At 72.7% G+C, this 16,250-nt stretch carries 13 protein-coding genes; 11 read left to right on the forward strand and 2 right to left on the reverse strand.

Annotated features, from left to right (window positions below):
• Nucleotides 1-117 precede the first annotated feature (117 nt).
• Nucleotides 118-2,025 carry a hypothetical protein gene (locus KAK07_RS08910; RefSeq protein WP_210856397.1) on the forward strand — a complete coding sequence of 636 codons (1,908 nt, stop codon included), beginning with the start codon at nt 118-120 and terminating at the stop codon, nt 2,023-2,025.
• Between the two features lie 13 nt (nt 2,026-2,038).
• Here the strand turns inward: KAK07_RS08910 and KAK07_RS08915 are convergent, their stop codons facing one another.
• Nucleotides 2,039-4,102, reverse strand: a complete 2,064-nt coding sequence (locus KAK07_RS08915; protein ID WP_247661293.1) for an ATP-dependent helicase — start codon at nt 4,100-4,102, stop codon at nt 2,039-2,041.
• 161 nt (nt 4,103-4,263) lie between these two features.
• Here KAK07_RS08915 and KAK07_RS08920 point away from each other — a divergent pair, with 161 nt between their 5' ends.
• From KAK07_RS08920 to KAK07_RS08935, 4 genes are all read left to right on the forward strand, one after another.
• Complete coding sequence (locus tag KAK07_RS08920) at nt 4,264-6,918, forward strand: serine/threonine-protein kinase (protein WP_210856395.1); 2,655 nt, start codon at nt 4,264-4,266, stop codon at nt 6,916-6,918.
• Between the two features lie 32 nt (nt 6,919-6,950).
• On the forward strand, nt 6,951-7,424 hold the full coding sequence (locus tag KAK07_RS08925) for a hypothetical protein (RefSeq protein ID WP_210856394.1): 474 nt from the start codon (nt 6,951-6,953) through the stop codon (nt 7,422-7,424).
• A gap of 90 nt (nt 7,425-7,514) precedes the next feature.
• Nucleotides 7,515-8,081, forward strand: a complete 567-nt coding sequence (locus tag KAK07_RS08930) for a TlpA family protein disulfide reductase (protein WP_210856393.1) — start codon at nt 7,515-7,517, stop codon at nt 8,079-8,081.
• Between the two features lie 22 nt (nt 8,082-8,103).
• Nucleotides 8,104-9,201 (forward strand): transglutaminase-like domain-containing protein, encoded by a 1,098-nt coding sequence (locus tag KAK07_RS08935; protein WP_210860297.1) that lies wholly within the window; start codon nt 8,104-8,106, stop codon nt 9,199-9,201.
• Between the two features lie 423 nt (nt 9,202-9,624).
• Here the strand turns inward: KAK07_RS08935 and KAK07_RS08940 are convergent, their stop codons facing one another.
• Nucleotides 9,625-10,074 (reverse strand): c-type cytochrome, encoded by a 450-nt coding sequence (locus KAK07_RS08940; RefSeq protein WP_210856391.1) that lies wholly within the window; start codon nt 10,072-10,074, stop codon nt 9,625-9,627.
• Nucleotides 10,075-10,271: 197 nt separating this feature from the next.
• On the opposite strand from KAK07_RS08940, the gene KAK07_RS08945 reads away from it, so the two are divergent.
• The 6 genes from KAK07_RS08945 to KAK07_RS08970 are packed head-to-tail and all read left to right on the forward strand — an operon-like array spanning nt 10,272 to nt 16,245.
• On the forward strand, nt 10,272-10,964 hold the full coding sequence (locus KAK07_RS08945) for a cytochrome b/b6 domain-containing protein (protein WP_210856390.1): 693 nt from the start codon (nt 10,272-10,274) through the stop codon (nt 10,962-10,964).
• Between the two features lie 45 nt (nt 10,965-11,009).
• Nucleotides 11,010-11,501, forward strand: coding sequence for a GNAT family N-acetyltransferase (locus tag KAK07_RS08950; protein ID WP_210856389.1), 492 nt, complete (start codon nt 11,010-11,012; stop codon nt 11,499-11,501).
• A gap of 36 nt (nt 11,502-11,537) precedes the next feature.
• Entirely contained in the window at nt 11,538-12,743 is a 1,206-nt protein-coding gene (locus KAK07_RS08955; protein WP_210860299.1) for a lipid-transfer protein, read from the forward strand.
• Complete coding sequence (locus KAK07_RS08960) at nt 12,740-13,882, forward strand: acyl-CoA dehydrogenase family protein (protein WP_210860301.1); 1,143 nt, start codon at nt 12,740-12,742, stop codon at nt 13,880-13,882. The genes KAK07_RS08955 and KAK07_RS08960 overlap by 4 nt, the downstream gene beginning before the upstream one ends.
• A complete protein-coding gene (locus KAK07_RS08965; protein ID WP_210860302.1) occupies nt 13,882-14,946 on the forward strand; it encodes a CaiB/BaiF CoA transferase family protein in 1,065 nt (354 codons plus the stop codon). Before KAK07_RS08960 ends, KAK07_RS08965 begins: the two co-directional genes overlap by 1 nt.
• Before the next feature lie 57 nt (nt 14,947-15,003).
• Nucleotides 15,004-16,245, forward strand: a complete 1,242-nt coding sequence (locus tag KAK07_RS08970; protein WP_210860304.1) for a choice-of-anchor Q domain-containing protein — start codon at nt 15,004-15,006, stop codon at nt 16,243-16,245.
• Nucleotides 16,246-16,250 lie beyond the last annotated feature (5 nt).

Raw genomic sequence — 16,250 nt, forward strand, 5'->3', positions numbered from 1 at the left:
GGAGACATGATGCGATGGACAGGATGGCGCGCGGCGCGCCGGGCAGGGGTGACTGTGCTCTGCGCAGTCCTGGTGGCCTGCGGAGGCGGTGGCGGTGGAGGCGGTGGCTCGGATCCTGTGACGCCGCCAGGCGACACGACCAGTGGCCTGCTGCCCACTGCGCCGGCGGTCGGCGCGACCCTGCATGTCGACGCCACCGTCCTGCGCCCGCTGCGCGACGGCACGGTCAGCGTCTACCGGGGCCGCACGATCAACTCGGGCGCGACCACCGAGTACGACAACACCGTCACGCAAAGCGTCAGCGGCACGCGTCTGCTGGACCAGGCCAGCAATGACCTGGGCCAGGGGCCGGCCACGGCCGATCCGGTCGTCGTGGCCAACGGCCGGGTCACGATGAACACCAGCATGCCCTGGACCGACGGCGGCCCGCAGAACCCCTTCGAGCTGGTGCTGCTGAGCTCACCGGTGCGGCTTGGCGAGCGGCATGTTGCCATCGACAAGCGCTACACCGACGTGGGCACCGATCTGGATGGCGACAAGCTGAATGACCAGATGGATGTGGCCATCTGGACCCTGGTGAAGTCCGAGGACACGATCGATCTGCCGCAGCGCAGCGACGTCAAGGCCGTGCGTGTGGACACCGAGATCCGGCTGCGTGCCCGCTACAGCAGCGACGGCTCGACCAGCGATGTCGTCTCGGCCACGGTCTCCGAGTGGTACGCACCGGGACTGGGTCTGGTCCGGCGAACGCTCGATCTGCCCGGCTCCATCCCCCGCGCCCAGGCCGAGGAGGTGCTGGTGACGATGGATGCGCTCGACACCGGCCTGGGTTACACGCCGCTGCAGGTCCAGGTTGGCGCCAGCGGCTCGCCGGTGGCGGGACAGACCCTGCCCGAGCCCCGCGCCGCGGCAGCCTGGGACAGCCACGCGGTGGTGGCCACCAGCATCCCGGGCCGCAGGGCGTCAGAAGGTCTGGCCTTCAGCCAGCTCGATGCGCGCGGACAGGTGATCAAGACCGCGGTGTTCCGCAGCCAGGACATCCTGGAGCCCGGCAACGCCGTCGTCGACGTTCAGCTGCTGGCCACGCCCGATGCCCTGCTGACCGTGCTCTCCTCCAGCCGCGGCAGCCGCCTGCTGAGGCTGGACACCACCGGGCAGACGCGGCTGGATGCCGGCAGCGTGGCGCTGGTCAGTGGTCCGCTGGAAGCGGACTACGACAGGGTCCTGACCACCGCAACCGTGGTGGGCAACACGCTGTGGTTGGCCTGGATCGCCCCAGACGGTCAGAACAGTCAGTTTGAAGACCTCTACACCCAGTTCATGCGTGCGTTCGATCTGCGTGGGGTCCCGCTGGGGCCGGTGCTGCGGGTGGCCACCAGCACCAACCCGCTGGGCTGGCGCGCCCGGCGTCTGGACGCCGCGCCAGAGGCGGGCGTGCTGAGCTTTGCCGAGGTGGAGGCCAGCAGCGACGCCTGGCAACTGGCCCAGGCCCGGCCGACCGATCAGACGCTGGCGCCCCTGGTCAGCCTCCGTCCGCTGCCGGGCACCAACGGCGTCTGCGGAACCGCGGGCCCCTACAGCGGCCGTATGCAGGTCCAGGCCCTGGGCAGCACCTCCTTGCTGCTGTGCCAGACCTCGTTCAATCACCTGGGCCTGGCTGACCTGGGCAGCCAGCTCACCGTGCCGCGCGACGGCTCGGGCCGCCTGAGTGCGAGCTCGCTGCTGGGTGCGGATTGGACAGCCCGGGGCGCCCTGGTGGACCTGGGCGCCAGCGCGCAGACCCTGGCCCTCGGCGCTGAGCAGTCCGGACGCCTGTTCAGCTGGGACACCCAGGACAGCCGCTTCTACCGGCTGGCCGAGTTGCCGCTGGTGGCGGGCCAGACCGACGCCGCGCATGTGCGCACGCTGGCCCGCTGGTCGTCGCTGGGCGCCGGGCCAGCGTATCTGATGCCCATGGGCAACCGGGTGCTGGTGATCAACCGCCAGACCGATGGGACCCTGAGCACCCACATCGCCTGGCGCTGACCCCGGGGTGGCCTCACCAGGCCGATCGCAGCCGCGCCCGCAGGTCCAGCGGCGGCCTGGTGGGCGGGCCCTTGGCGGCCTCTGCCGCTGCCTCGGCCGCACGGGCGCGGCGCGCTGGTGAATCGGCCTCGAACAGCGGCAGCAGCGCCTCCGGGATGAAGCGCGTGCGGCCGCCGTACAGGTGGCGCTCGCCCATCGCCCGCTGCTGGGTGACATAGAAGCGCTGCGGCACGATCAGCTGCAGGTGGCGCTTGGCGCGGGTCATGCCCACGTAGAGCAGGCGGCGCTCTTCCTCCAGCTGCTGGGCGCTGCCGGTGGACAGGTCGGACGGCAGGCAGCCGTCGACCATATTCAGCAGGTACACCGCCTGCCACTCCTGGCCCTTGGCCGAGTGCAGCGTGGAGAGGATCAGGTAGTCCTCGTCCTTCAGCGGCGGGCCGCTTTCGTCGCTGGTGGCTTCGGGTGGGTCCAGTGTCAGCTCCGTCACGAAGCGCTCGCGGCTGGCGTGGCCGGCGGCCAGCTGCAGCAGTTGCTGCAGGTCCAGCGCGCGCACCGCGGCGTCTTCCTCGTGCAGGCGCTCGAGCTGCGGCAGGTACCAGTCGATCGCCAGCGCCAGTTCGTCGGGCCAGCCGCGCTGGCCGCTGCGCAGGGTCTGGCACAGCGTGGCGAAGGCGGCCAGGTCGGCACGCGCGGCGCTGGGCACGCGCGCGGCGGCCAGGGCGGCCCAGGGTTCGGGTGAAGCGTCCATCGCGTCCAGCAGCGCCGCGGCGCGGCCCGGGCCGATGCCGGGCAGCAGCGTCAGCAGCCGAAAGCCCGCCAGCCGGCTGCGCGGGTTGTCGATCCAGCGCAGCAGCGCCAGCAGGTCCTTGACGTGGGCCGCCTCCAGAAACTTCAGGCCGCCGAACTTGACGAAGGGGATGCGCCGGCGCGCCAGCTCCAGCTCGAGGGCGGCGCTGTGGCTGCCGGTGCGAAACAGCACCGCCTGGCTCTTGAGCTTCAGGCCGCCTTCGCGCAGGCGCAGCACCTCGTCGGCCACCCAGCGGGCCTGCGCGGCTTCGTCGTCCACCGCCACCAGCAGTGGCTTTTCGCTGCTGGCGCGGGTGCTGAAGAGCGTCTTGGCGAAACGCTCGGGGGCGAGCGCGATCACCGCGTTGCTGGCGTCCAGCAGCGGCTGGGTGCTGCGGTAGTTCTCGGCCAGCGTCACCACCTGCGCGGGCGGCGTGAAGCGGGCGGGGAAGTCCAGGATGTTGCGCACCTCGGCGGCGCGGAAGCCGTAGATCGCCTGCGCGTCATCGCCCACCACCGTCAGGCCCTGGCCCTGCGGCTTGAGGGCGCGCAGGATGGCTTCCTGCAGCCGGTTGGTGTCCTGGTACTCGTCGACCAGCACATGCGTGAAGCGCGCCTCCAGCGCGGCGGCGATCTCGGGGCTGGCCTGCAGCATCTCCAGCCACCACAGCAGCAGGTCGTCGTAGTCCAGCGTCTGCTGGTCCAGCTTGGCGGCGACATAGGCGCCAAACAGGCGGCGCAGCGCGGCCTCGTGCGCCACGCACCAGGGCCAGTGTTCGCGCAGCAGCGCGTCCAGCGGCTCGCGGCTGTTCACCGCGCGCGAGTAGATCGCCAGGCAGGTGCCCTTCAGCGGAAAACGCTCGGTCGTGTGGTCGGCCACGCCGGTCTGCTGGCGGCACTGGCCCATCAGGTCCTCGGCGTCACCGCGGTCGATGATGCTGAAGGTCGGCGGCAGGCCGATGGCGTCGGCGTGCTCACGCAGCAGCCGCGCGCCGATGCCGTGGAAGGTGCCGGCCCAGGGCAGCAGCGGGGCGCGCGCGGTGGGCGGCAGGCCCAGCGCCTGGTGCAGCAGGCGGCCGGCGCGCCGGGCCAGTTCCTGCGCGGCGCGGCGCGAGAAGCTCAGCAGCAGGATGCGCTGCGGATCGGCCCCGTCCTGCACCAGCCGCGCCAGGCGCGCGGCCAGCGTCATCGTCTTGCCCGAGCCGGCGCCGGCGATCACCAGCAGCGGTGCGTCGCCGTGGTCCACGGCAGCCTGCTGGGCGGGGTTCAGGGCGGGAGTGCTGGCCGACATCGGTGGACAGCATACTGGATACATCCACAGCCCGCACAGCCCCTGACGGGCGCCCGCCAACCGGGCGGCTATGCTGCGCGGGCTGTCGCACGGACGCGGCGAATGTCGTCTGTCTCCTGGCACGCCCCCCTGGCCATGGCCCCACCCGGCATTCCGCGCTGATGATCGATCCTCCGCACTGGCAGCGCCTGTCCGCCCTGCTGGATGAGGCGCTGGACCTGCCCGAGGACCAGCGCGCCGCCTGGCTGGACGCACTGTGCGCCCGTGAGCCCGGCCTGGCCGACGCGCTGCGCAGCCTGTTCCAGGGCCTGCGCACCCAGCCCGATTCGGCCCCTGCCGCCGCCTTCCAGCAGTGGCTGGCGCCCGCGCTGGCAGAACCCCAGCTGTCCACCCAGCCGGGCCAGACCCTGGGCCCCTGGCGGCTGGAGGAGAAGATCGGCGAAGGCGGCATGGGCCAGGTCTGGCGCGCCACGCGCGTGGACGGCCTGTACCAGGGCGCGGCGGCGATCAAGCTGCTGCGCAGCGACCGCGCCGGCCCCGGCCTGAGCGCCCGCTTCGCCCGCGAACGCCATGCACTGGCCCGGCTGAACCACCCCGCCATCGCCCGGCTGCTGGATGCCGGCGAGGCCCAGGGCCAGGTCTACCTGGTGCTGGAGCTGGTGCCGGGCCGCACGCTGAGCGACTGGGTGCGCCAGCATCGCCCGTCGCTGGCCCAGCGCGTGGCCCTGCTGGGGCGCATCGCCGAGGCGGTGGAGGCCGCGCATGCGCAGCTGATCGTGCACCGCGACCTGAAGCCCGGCAACGTGATGATCACCGACGAAGGCCAGCCCAAGCTGCTGGACTTCGGCATCGCCGCCCTGCTGGACGATCCCGCCGAGCCGGGCGAGCTCACGCGCAGCACCGGCCGCGGCCTGACCGTGGGCTACGCCGCGCCCGAGCAGATCATCGGCCTGTCGGTGGGGGTCGCGGCCGATGTGTTCTCGCTGGGCGTGATCCTGTTCGAGCTGGTCACCGGGGCCCTGCCCTTCAGCCAGCGCCGCCAGCCGCGCCCGGTGATGGAGATGGCGGTGCTGGAAGACCCGCCGCACCGCCTGGGCGCCGTGACGCCCGACCCCGAAGGCCCGGGCGCCGCACCCGATGGCTGGCGGGCCAATGGCGATCTGGCCGCGGTGATCGACAAGGCGCTGCGCAAGGACCCGGCGGAGCGCTACACCGGCGTGCGGGCGCTGATCGACGACCTGGACCACTGGGCCGCGCACCGCCCGGTCAGCGCGCGCCGCGGCCACTGGCGCCACCGCAGCGGCCTGTGGCTGCGCCGCCATGCGCTGCTGGCGGCCAGCGTGGGCCCGGTCGGCCTGTCGCTGGCGCTGGGCCTGGGTCTGAGCCTGTGGCAATGGCAGCGCGCCGAGCAAGCCGCCGCCCTGGCCCGCACCCGCGAGGCGCAGAGCCAGCAGCTGAGCAGCTTCATGCTGGGCGAGCTGGCCGACCGCCTGCGCCCGCTGGGCCGGCTGGACATCCTGGCCGGCCTGGGCGAGCGCAGCCTGACCGTGCTGGCCGAACAGCCCGGCGCCGACGAGGCCCCACTGGACCGCCTGCACCGCGCACAGGCGCTGCTGGTGCTGGGCGAGGTCGACAGCAGCCGCGGCCGCGGCCAGACGGCCACCGCCGTGGCCGCGCTGCAGGCCGCCGAGGACCTGCTGCGGCCGCTGGACGGCGCCGCCGGCGTGCCCGCCGACGACTGGTTCGCCACGCTGGGCGCGGTGCATTTCTGGCGCGGCCAGATCGCCTTCGACCAGGGCGACCTGGGCCCCGCGGCGGCGCAGCTGGAGCGCTACCGCGCGCTGTCGCAGCGCTGGCTGGACCAGCGGCCCGGCGCCGCCAGCGCGGCGCAGGAACTGGCCTACGCCCACGCCAGCCTGGCCGCGGTGCAGCTGCAGCGCGGCCAGTGGGGGCCGGCGCGGCAGTCCTTCGAGGCCGTGCTGGCCGACAAGCGCCGACGCCTGGCCGCGGCGCCCACCGACGCGGCAGCCCGCGTGGCCGTGGCCAACGGCCTGCTGCAGCTGGCCGATGTGCTGCATGTGCAAGGCCTGGAGCAGGACAGCCTGGCGCTGCTGGACGAGGCCCGCGCGCTGCTCGACGCGCTGCAGCGCCAGCAGACCGGCCAGGCCAGCTGGATCGCCGACCTGGCGCGCGTCGAGCAGGCCCGCGCCGCCCGCCTGGCCGACCTGGGCCGCCACGACGAAGCCCGCCGCAGCGCCGCCGAGGCGCGCCGCGCCTCGCAGCAGGTGCTGGCGGCCTCGCCCAGCGCCGCGCGCTGGCGCCTGGAAGCGCTGTGGGGCGACACCCAGCACCTGCTGCAGGCACCGCCCGACGCCGCCACCCACGCCGCCCGCCAGGCGCTGCTGGCCGACTGGCCGGCGCTGGACTCGGACGAGCCGCTGGCCCAGGCGCTGCAGGCGCGGCGCGCGCTGCTGGAGGCCGACACCGCGCTGGCGCAACGCGACACCCCCACCGCCCAGCGCCTGATCGACCAGGCCGAGTCGCGGCTGACGCCGCTGCTGGCGCGCCAGCCGCTGAAGTGGCAGTGGTCCGACACTCTGGCCCACGCCCAGCTGCGCCGGCTGCGCGCGGACCCCTCGGCGGCGTCCTGCGCCGCCGCCGCCGCGCGCCTGCAGCCCGCGGTCGAGAGCGGCCAGGCCGGCATCGTGCTCGAGGCCTGGCTGTCGGCCCAGGCCTGCGCGCAGGCGCGACCGATCGCCGCGGCCGACCTGCAACGCCTGCGGGCCGGCGGCTACCAGCCCCGCCGTCTTCCCTGACACCCTTCACCGTGACCTGACCAGGAGAGCCCATGACCCCCGACCCCGCACCGAGCGCCGCCCCCGACGGCTCGTTCCGCACCATCACCTACAGCGTCGTGCCGCTGGTCACGCCGGACGACGCGGTGATGCAGCGCTGCGCCTACTTCCACATCCAGGACCAGGTCTGGCAGCCGGTGGCGCCGCAGGACCTGACCACCGCTTATGGCTCGGACTTCGTCTGCCTGGAGCAACCGCGCGGGCGCGACCTGCCCGATGGCCTGCTGGGCCCGGAGCGCTACGACCACGAGGCCACGCTGTTCGCCGCCGTGGCCAAGACGCTGACCACCTCCAAGGGTCTGCCCAACACCTTCCTGGCCAGCGAGCTCGACGGCCGGCCCCGGGTGGTGATGCCGGTGGCGCCGGGCAGCACGCGCGGCGTGATCCTGCTGTTCGTGCGCCACCGCGGCGACCAGGTGCTGGGCCTGGTGCCCACGCGCGACCCGGAGATCAAGGGCACGCTCTGAGAGGCTGAGAGTCCGGCCCGGGCGCTGAAGCGCCGGTTCAAGACCCGGCGCAGCGGTTCGTCGGGCAACTGCGGCTATGCTCGCGGCCCGATGCCGCTGCCCACCGCCCCCTGCCACCCACCGCGCCTGCGCCGCCGCCACTGGCTGGCGGCCGGCCTGGGCGCCAGCGTGGGCGCCGTGCTGCCGTCGCTGGTGCGCGCCGACGACGGCCCGCTGCCGCAGCCCTGGGCCCCCCACCGCCCGGTGCCCGCGCCGCTGGTGCTGCCCGGCCACGGCGGCCCGGGGCTGGACCTGGCCGCGCTGCGCGGTCAGCCCGTGCTGCTGAACTTCTGGGCCAGCTGGTGCGAGCCCTGCCGCAGCGAGATGCCCTCGCTGGAGCTGCTGGCCGCGCGCCACGAGGCCGAGGGCCTGCGCATCTGGCTGATCAACTTCCGAGAAACCCCGGCGGCGATCGACCGCTTCCTGGCCCTGCTGCCGGTGGACCTGCCAATCGCCCGCGACGCCGACGGCGCCGCTGCCCGCGCCTGGGCAGCCCGGGTGTTCCCGACCACGGTGCTGATCGGCCGCGATGGCCGGCCGGTGTGCACCTGGACCGGCGAGGTCGACTGGACCGCGCCGTCCGCGCGCGCGCGCTTCGCCGCGCTGCTCAAACGCTGAATCGTCCCTTCTGGAGCCTGTGATGACCCTGCTCACCCGCCGCACCCTTCTGGCCACCGCGGCCGCCGTCCCCTGCCTGGCCGGCGCGCAACCCGCCGAGCGCCGCTTCGCGCCGCAGCCCGGCGACTGGCGGAGCTTCGACCTGACCCTGGACGTGGAGGTGCCCGTCGCCAAGGGCACGACGAAGCTGTGGCTGCCGCTGCCCGACCTGGACACGCCCTGGCAGCAGACCGACGGCCACCGCTTCAGCGGCAACGCCGGCCAGCTGCGCCTGGTGGCCGATGCACCGCGCGGCGTGCGCATGCTGCACGCCGAGTTCGCGCCCGGCGTGGAGCGGCCGCGCGTGAGCGTCACCTCGCGCGTGCGCACCCGCAGCCGTGCGGTGGACTGGTCGGCCCGCAGCGCCGCGAAGGAAGACCCGGCCGTGCTGCGCGGCGCGCTGGCCGCCACTGAACTGCTACCGCTGGACGGCATCGTCAAGACCACTGCCCAGGAAGCCACCCGAGGCGCGCGCAGCGACCTGGACAAGGTGCGCGGCATCTACCAGTGGGTGGTGGCCCACGCCTACCGCGAACCCAAGACCCGCGGCTGCGGCACCGGCGACATCAAGAGCATGCTGGAGAGCGGCAACCTGGGCGGCAAGTGCGCCGACCTGAACGCCATCTTCGTCGGCCTGTGCCGCGCCAGCGGCGTGCCGGCGCGGGATGTCTACGGCCTGCGCGTCGCGCCCTCGGCCTTCGGCTACAAGGAGCTGGGCGCCAATTCAGCGTCGCTCAAGGGCGCGCAGCACTGCCGCGCCGAGGTCTTCCTGGCCGGCCACGGCTGGGTGGCGATGGACCCGGCCGACGTGCTGAAGGTGATGCGCCAGGAAACGCCCGAGTGGATCAAGGACCCGGCGCACGCCGTGGCCGCGCCGGTGATGGCGGGCCTGTTCGGCAGCTGGGAAGGCAACTGGGTGGGCTACAACACCGCCCACGACCTGCGCCTGCCCGGCCGCGCCGAGCAGGGCACGCTGCCCTTCTTCATGTACCCGCAGGGCGAGAACGCCGAAGGCCGCTTCGACGACCTGGCGCCCGACGCCTTCCGCTACACGATCGCCGCGACCGAAATCAAAGCCTGACCGCGGCTGATCAGGGCTGGGCGCAGGCCAGCGCACGGCCGGGTCCACGGGCTCGCAGAGCTCGCCCGGCGCGACAGGCGAGCTGACGTCCTCAGGACGTCAGCACGTCCAGTCTTGCCCGAAGCGGCCTGCGCACCCCCGGCGGGGGGTGGGCTGACGTACCCGTCAGCCCGGGGGCACAAAGTTCTTCCAGCGCACGGCCTGGTCCACGGGCTCGCAGAGCTCGCCCGGCGCGACAGGCGAGCTGACGTCCTCAGGACGTCAGCACGTCCAGTCTTGCCCGAAGCGGCCTGCGCACCCCCTCTGGGACCGGATACCCGAATCAACAGGGCTGAGCGCAGGCCAGCGCACGGCCGCTCCGAAGCGGCCTGCGCACCCCCTCGGGGGGTGGGCTGACGTACCCGTCAGCCCGGGGGCTCCATCTCACTCTTTGCGGAAGTTGTCGTGGCAGGCCTTGCAGGTCTTGCCGGCGTCGCCGAAGGCGGCCTTGATCTGATCCAGGTTGCCGGTCTTGGCGGCGGCGTTGAGCTTGCCCACCGCGTCGATCATGGCCTGGCTGCCCTCCTTGAACTTGGCGGCGTCGGTCCAGATCTCGGGCTTGGCGCGGGTCTCGCCCTTGTCGGTGCCCTCGACGAAGGCGGTGAAGGGCAGGCGCGACAGGGTGGCGACAATCTCAGCGTTGGACTGGGCGGCGGCGGCGTCGAAGGGCACCTTGCCCTGGGCCATCGCACCAATGCGGCCGAAGTGGGCGGCCATCACGGTGAAGGCACCCTTGCGGTACTTGATCGCGTCCTCGGGCTTCTGGAACTGGGCGTGGGCCGGCAGGGCGGCGAACAAGGTGGCGCAGGTCAGGGCCAGGGCAAGACGTTTCATGCAGATCCTCCGGTGTGGGGTGGTCGGGTGTACAGGGCACGTACCGCGCGCCAGGCACAGCAGCGGGCGGGTCGTGTCGAGTGTACGCAGCCCGGCCCGGCGCTATTCCCCGCCGCGTGAAAAGCCCCGGGGGGATTCCCGGCCGGGGCCGGATCGCGGTATGGTCGCGTCAGGACATAGCCAAGCCCTCCACCGAGATGAACTCCCCCACCCCCGTGCGCGTCTGGGACCTGCCCACCCGTCTGTTCCACTGGACCCTGGTGCTCTGCGTGATCGGCCTGGTCGTCACCGGCCAGATCGGCGGCAACCTGATCGAGTGGCACCTGCGCCTGGGCATGGTGGTCGGCGCGCTGCTGATCTTCCGCGTGCTGTGGGGCCTGGTGGGCGGGCGCTGGTCGCGCTTTGCCAGCTTCGTGAAGACGCCTGGCACCATCGTGCGCTACCTGAAGGGCCAGACCGGGCCGGACGAGCACCTGGACGTGGGCCACAACCCGCTGGGTGCGCTCAGCGTGCTGGCGCTGCTGGGCCTGCTGCTGCTGCAGGTGGCCACCGGGCTGGTGGCCGACGACGAGATCGCCACCACCGGCCCGCTCAACCGCTTCGTCACCAGTGCGCAGGCCAGCCTGGCCACCGGCTGGCACACCGAGCTGGGCAAGCTGCTGCTGATCGTGCTGGTGGTGCTGCACATCAGCGCCATCGTCTTCTACCTGAAGAAGAAGGGCCAGAACCTGGTGCGCCCGATGCTGCACGGCGACAAGCCGCTGCCCCCGGACACCCCCGCCAGCGCCGACGGCTGGGGCCAGCGCCTGCTGGCGCTGGTGCTGTTCGCGGCCTGCGTGGCGCTGATGGGCTGGGTGTTCTCGCTGGGTGAGGCGGCCCCGGCGTTCTGACGCACGCCGGGTAGACTCGCGCTCCCCGGTCACCTCGCGCAGGCGATGGACACCCCGCAGATCCAGCTGCTCAGCCCCGACACGCCCGAGGCGCTCGACGCCACGCGGACCATCTTCCGCGAGTACGCCACCGCGCTGGGTGTGGACCTGTGCTTCCAGGGCTTCGAGGCCGAGCTGGCCGCGCTGCCCGGCGACTACGCCGCCCCCACCGGCGGCCTGCTGCTGGCCTGGGTGGACGGCGAGCTGGCCGGCTGCGGCGCCTTCCGTCCGCTGCCCGATGTGGACTACGCCAACGCCTGCGAGATGAAGCGCCTGTACGTGCGCCGCGCCTTCCGCCGCTTCGGCCTGGGCCGGCAACTGGCGCAGGCGCTGATGGACACCGCGCTGCAGGCCGGCTACTCGGCCATGCTGCTCGACACCCTGGACGACATGGAGGCCGCGCGCGAGCTCTACGCCAGCCTGGGCTTCGAGGAAGTGCCGCCCTACTACTACAACCCGATCCCCGGCGCCCACTACCTGAAGGCCGACCTGGGCTGAGCCCTTGCCCCGCGGGCAGGCGGCATGGAGACAGCGATGCAGCAGCAGCAGCATGTTCTGGTGGCCGGGGTCGGCATGATCCCCTTTGCCAAACCCGGCGCCAGCGCGCCCTACCCGCAGATGGCCGCCGAGGCCACCCGCCTGGCGCTGGCCGACGCCGGCCTGGACTACGCCCAGGTGCAGCAGGCCTATGTGGGCTATGTCTACGGCGACTCCACCGCCGGCCAGCGCGCGCTCTATGAGGTGGGGCTGAGCGGCATCCCGATTCTCAACGTCAACAACAACTGCTCGACCGGCTCCACCGCGCTGTGGCTGGCGCGCCAGGCGGTGGCGCACGGCGCGGCCGACTGCGTGCTGGCGCTGGGCTTCGAGCAGATGAAGCCCGGCGCGCTGGGCGCGGTGTTCGACGACCGGCCCACGCCCTTCGACCGCTTCGACGCCGCCACCGAAGACCTGGTGGGCCACGCCGAGATCCCGCTGGCGCTGCGCTACTTCGGCGGCGCCGGCCTGGCCCACATGCGGCAGTGGGGCACGCCGCTGGAGACCTTCGCCGCGATCCGCGCCAAGGCCAGCCGGCACGCGGCGAACAACCCGCTGGCGCTGCTGCGCAAGCCGCTCAGCACCGAGGAGGTGATGGCCGCGCCGGTGGTCTGGCCCGGCGTGATGACGCGGCTGATGGCCTGCCCACCCACCTGCGGCGCGGCGGCGGCCCTGATCTGCTCGGACGACTTCGCACGCCGCCACGGCCTGCGCCGCGACGTGCGCATCCGCGCCCAGGCCATGACCACCGACGGCCCCGCCACGTTCGAGGCCGGCGACATGCGCGAGGTGGTGGGCTTCAGCATGGCACGCGCCGCTGCGCGGCAGGTGTATGAACAGGCCGGCGTCGGTCCTGAGGACGTGCAACTGGTCGAGCTGCACGACTGCTTCGCCCACAACGAGCTGCTGAGCTACGAGGCGCTGGGCCTGTGCCCCGAGGGCGGCGCCGCGCAGTTCGTGGCCGATGGCGACAACACCTACGGCGGCCGGGTGGTCACCAACCCGTCGGGCGGCCTGCTCAGCAAGGGCCACCCGCTGGGCGCCACCGGGCTGGCGCAGTGCACCGAGCTGGTCCAGCAGCTGCGCGGCCAGGCGGGCGCGCGCCAGGTGCCCGGCGCGCGGCTGGCGCTGCAGCACAACCTGGGCCTGGGCGGTGCCTGCGTGGTCACACTGTACGAAGCCGTGGAAGGCGCCGCCGCATGATGCCGCGCCTGCACCAGCACGCCTGGATGGACGCCGACATCGCCGCCTTCCGCGACGCGGTGCGCCGCTACGTGGATGCCGAGATCGCGCCCCACGTGGCCGACTGGCGCCGCCAGGGCCATGTGCCGCGCGAGGTCTGGCGCGGCTTCGGCGCGATGGGCTTTCTGCTGCCCGAGCTGCCTGAACCCTGGGGCGGTGCTGGCGCCCCGCTGGCCTACCAGATGGTGGTCACGGATGAGCTGGCGCGCGCCGAGGTCAGCGGCACCGTGGCCGTGCACACCATCGCCGCGCACTACATCCTGGACTACGGCACGCCCGAGCAGCAGGCGCGCTGGCTGCCGCGCCTGGCCAGCGGCGAGCTGCTGGCCGGCATCGCGATGACCGAGCCCGGCGCCGGCTCCGACCTGAAGGCGGTGCGCACCCGCGCCCGCCGCGACGGCGACGACTACGTGGTCGACGGCAGCAAGGTCTTCATCACCAACGGCCACAGCGCCAACCTGCTGGTGCTGGTGGTGCGCACCGGGGGCGAGGGATCGAAAGGCGTGTCGCTGCTGGTGGCCGAGACCGAGGGCCTGCCGGGCTTTCAGGCGCGCATCCTCGAGAAGATCGGCATGCACGCCAGCGACACCTGCGAGCTGTTCTTCGACAACATGCGCGTGCCGGCGGCGAACCTGCTGGGCGGCGTCGAGGGCCAGGGCTTTGCGCAGCTGATGAGCCAGCTGCCCTATGAGCGCACGCTGCTGGCGGTGGGGGCGGCGGCGGCGATCGACCTGGCGGTGGCGCTGACGCTGGACCACGTCAAGCAGCGCCAGGCCTTCGGCGGCACGCTGTGGGACCTGCAGACGGTGCGCTTCACGCTGGCCGAGGTGGCCACACAGGCCCATGTGGTGCGCAGCTTCGTCAACGACTGCATCCAGCGCCTGCACGACGGCACCCTGGACGACAGTGCCGCCTTCATGGCCAAGTGGTGGACCACCGAGCAGCAGTGCCAGGTCACCGACCGCTGCCTGCAGCTCTTCGGCGGCTACGGCTACATGGCCGAGACGCCGATCGCGCGCCTGTTTGCCGACGCACGGGTGCAGAAGATCTACGGCGGCGCCAATGAGATCATGAAGGACCTGATCGCCCGCACGCTGTGATGAACACCTCTCTCGCCCCGGTCCTGCAGGGCCTGACCATCGTCGAGTTCGAAGGCCTGGGCCCGGGCCCGCTGGCCGGTCGCTGGCTGGCCCAGCATGGCGCCAACGTGATCGCGCTGGTGCGCCCCGGCCCCGCCGCGGTGGCTGACCAATTGGGCGGCTCCGGTCCCAGCCCGCTGCGCGAGGGCAAGCGCATCGAGCCCGTCAACCTGAAGACCCCCGAGGGCCTGGCCCGCGCGCGCGACCTGATCGCCAGCGCCGACGCGCTGATCGAGGGCAACCGCCCCGGCGTGATGGAGCGCCTGGGCCTGGGCCCCGCCGACTGCGCAGCGCTGAACCCGCGCCTGGTCTACGGCCGAATGACCGGCTGGGGCCAGAGCGGCCCGCTGGCCCACGCCGCCGGCCACGACATGAACTACATCGCGCTGACCGGCCTGATGGGCCTGGCCGCGCGGCCGGGCCAGATGCCGCAGGTGCCGCCCACGGTGCTGGGCGACGCCGCTGGCGCACTGGGCCTGGCCTTCGGCATCGCTGCCGGCGTGCTGGCCGCGCGCACCACCGGCCAGGGCCGCGTGGTCGATGCCGCGATCACCGACGTGGTGGCCATGCTCGGCGGCCTGGTGCACTGGATCCACGGCGGCGGCCAGCTCGCCGCTGGCGCACCCAGCCCCTTCCACGACTCGCCCTTCTACGACGCCTATGCCTGCGCCGACGGCGGCGTGGTCACGCTGGGCGCACTGGAGCCGCCGTTCTACGCACTGCTGCTGTCCAGGCTGGGCCTGAGCGATGTGGACCCCGCCGCGCAGTACGACGTCAGCACCTGGCCGGCACTGAAGGCCCGCTTCACCGCCCTGTTCGCCAGCCAGCCGCGCGCCCACTGGTGTGCGCTGCTGGAGGGCACCGATGTGTGCTTTGCGCCAGTGCTGGGCCTGGAAGAGGCGCTGGACCACCCGCACCACCAGGCGCGCGGCACCTTCACGCGCGATGCGCAGGGGCGCATCAGCGCAGCGGCGGCGCCGCGTTTCGCGCCGCTGGCCCCGGCGGCATCCAGCCCATCGACATGACACCACGGCGGGAGCGCCACAGGCTCGGCGACCCGCACCAACCCAGGAGGAAAACCCATGAAGCCTGCCCATTATCTGCCCATCGTCGCCCTGCTCGGCACCGCCCTGTGCGCCCAGGCCGTCACCCTGCGCGTGCCCCAGGACCGACGCTCGATCCAGCGCGCGATTGAAGCGGCCCAGGACGGGGACGACGTGCTGGTGTCGCCAGGCACCTACAACGAGAACATCGACTTCCTCGGCAAGGCCATCACCGTGCACAGCACCGATGGCCCGAAGAGCACCATCATCGACGGCGGCCAGCGTGACTCGGTGGTGATCTTCCAGAACGGCGAAGGCCGCCAATCGGTGATCAGGGGCTTCACGCTGCGCAACGGCAATGCCGCGCAATTCCCGCTCAACGGCGGTGGGGTGAACGTGGTGATGGCCTCGCCAACGATCGACGGCAACCACATCACCGGCAGCTCGGCCTGCAGCGGCAACGGCGTGGGCCTGTATTTCTCAGGGGCGCTGGTCCGCCGCAACCGCATCTTCGGCAACCACCAGAACGGCTGCTCGGGCGGCACCCTCGGCGGTGGCATCTACATCGGTGGCAGTGGTGACGCTGTCGTGGTGGACAACGTCATCGAGAACAACCAGACCGACATGGCAGGCGGCGGCATCGGCATCAACGCCAGCGGCGTGGTGCGCGTCGAGCGCAACATCATCCGCGGCAACCTGGCGGGCTCCCAGGGCGGTGGCGTGGCGACGTACAACGACAGTCAGCCGATCGTGGCCAGCAACCTGGTGGTCGCCAACCGCGCCGTGCAAGGTGGCGGTCTGTACCTGTCGCCGCCGTTCGGCTCGACCGGTGGTGTCTGGGTGAACAACACCGTCGCCGACAACCTCGGCGACAACGGCAGCGAGATCCACACCACCGGGTTCGCCGATCAGATCCAGCTGACCAACAACATCGTCCGCGCCTCCGGGACCGCGGTCGCGGTGGTCTGCGACACCTCCTACAGCACGGCGCCGCCACAGTTCCGCACCAACGACCTGTTCGCCACCCGGGGCACCCTGCTGTCGGGCAGTTGCACCGGCATCATCGGCACCCAGGGCAACCTGTCGGTCGACCCGCTGCTCACCGGTGGCAAGCCGGCCGTGGCCTACCGGCTGCAGGCCGGCTCGCCGGCGATCGATGCGGGGCAGGCCACCGCAGCCGTGGGCCGGCGGGACCTGGCCGGCCAGCGCCGTGTCGTCGACGGCAATGGCGACGGACAGGCCGTGATCGACCTGGGCGCCTACGAATGGGCCCTGCCCTGAGGCTG

It is taken from the genome of Ideonella alba, from assembly GCF_018069875.1.
Lineage (GTDB): Bacteria > Pseudomonadota > Gammaproteobacteria > Burkholderiales > Burkholderiaceae_C > Ideonella > Ideonella alba.

Bases quoted from the DNA above. Each gene is read 5' to 3' on its own strand.
- KAK07_RS08920 (WP_210856395.1), top strand. From the start codon at position 4,264: ATGATCGATCCTCCGCACTGGCAGCGCCTGTCCGCCCTGCTGGATGAG.
- KAK07_RS08925 (WP_210856394.1), top strand. From the start codon at position 6,951: ATGACCCCCGACCCCGCACCGAGCGCCGCCCCCGACGGCTCGTTCCGC.
- KAK07_RS08945 (WP_210856390.1), top strand. From the start codon at position 10,272: ATGAACTCCCCCACCCCCGTGCGCGTCTGGGACCTGCCCACCCGTCTG.
- KAK07_RS08950 (WP_210856389.1), top strand. From the start codon at position 11,010: ATGGACACCCCGCAGATCCAGCTGCTCAGCCCCGACACGCCCGAGGCG.
- KAK07_RS08955 (WP_210860299.1), top strand. From the start codon at position 11,538: ATGCAGCAGCAGCAGCATGTTCTGGTGGCCGGGGTCGGCATGATCCCC.
- KAK07_RS08960 (WP_210860301.1), top strand. From the start codon at position 12,740: ATGATGCCGCGCCTGCACCAGCACGCCTGGATGGACGCCGACATCGCC.
- KAK07_RS08915 (WP_247661293.1), bottom strand. From the start codon at position 4,102: ATGTCGGCCAGCACTCCCGCCCTGAACCCCGCCCAGCAGGCTGCCGTG.
- KAK07_RS08930 (WP_210856393.1), top strand. From the start codon at position 7,515: ATGCCGCTGCCCACCGCCCCCTGCCACCCACCGCGCCTGCGCCGCCGC.
- KAK07_RS08940 (WP_210856391.1), bottom strand. From the start codon at position 10,074: ATGAAACGTCTTGCCCTGGCCCTGACCTGCGCCACCTTGTTCGCCGCC.
- KAK07_RS08935 (WP_210860297.1), top strand. From the start codon at position 8,104: ATGACCCTGCTCACCCGCCGCACCCTTCTGGCCACCGCGGCCGCCGTC.
- KAK07_RS08970 (WP_210860304.1), top strand. From the start codon at position 15,004: ATGAAGCCTGCCCATTATCTGCCCATCGTCGCCCTGCTCGGCACCGCC.
- KAK07_RS08965 (WP_210860302.1), top strand. From the start codon at position 13,882: ATGAACACCTCTCTCGCCCCGGTCCTGCAGGGCCTGACCATCGTCGAG.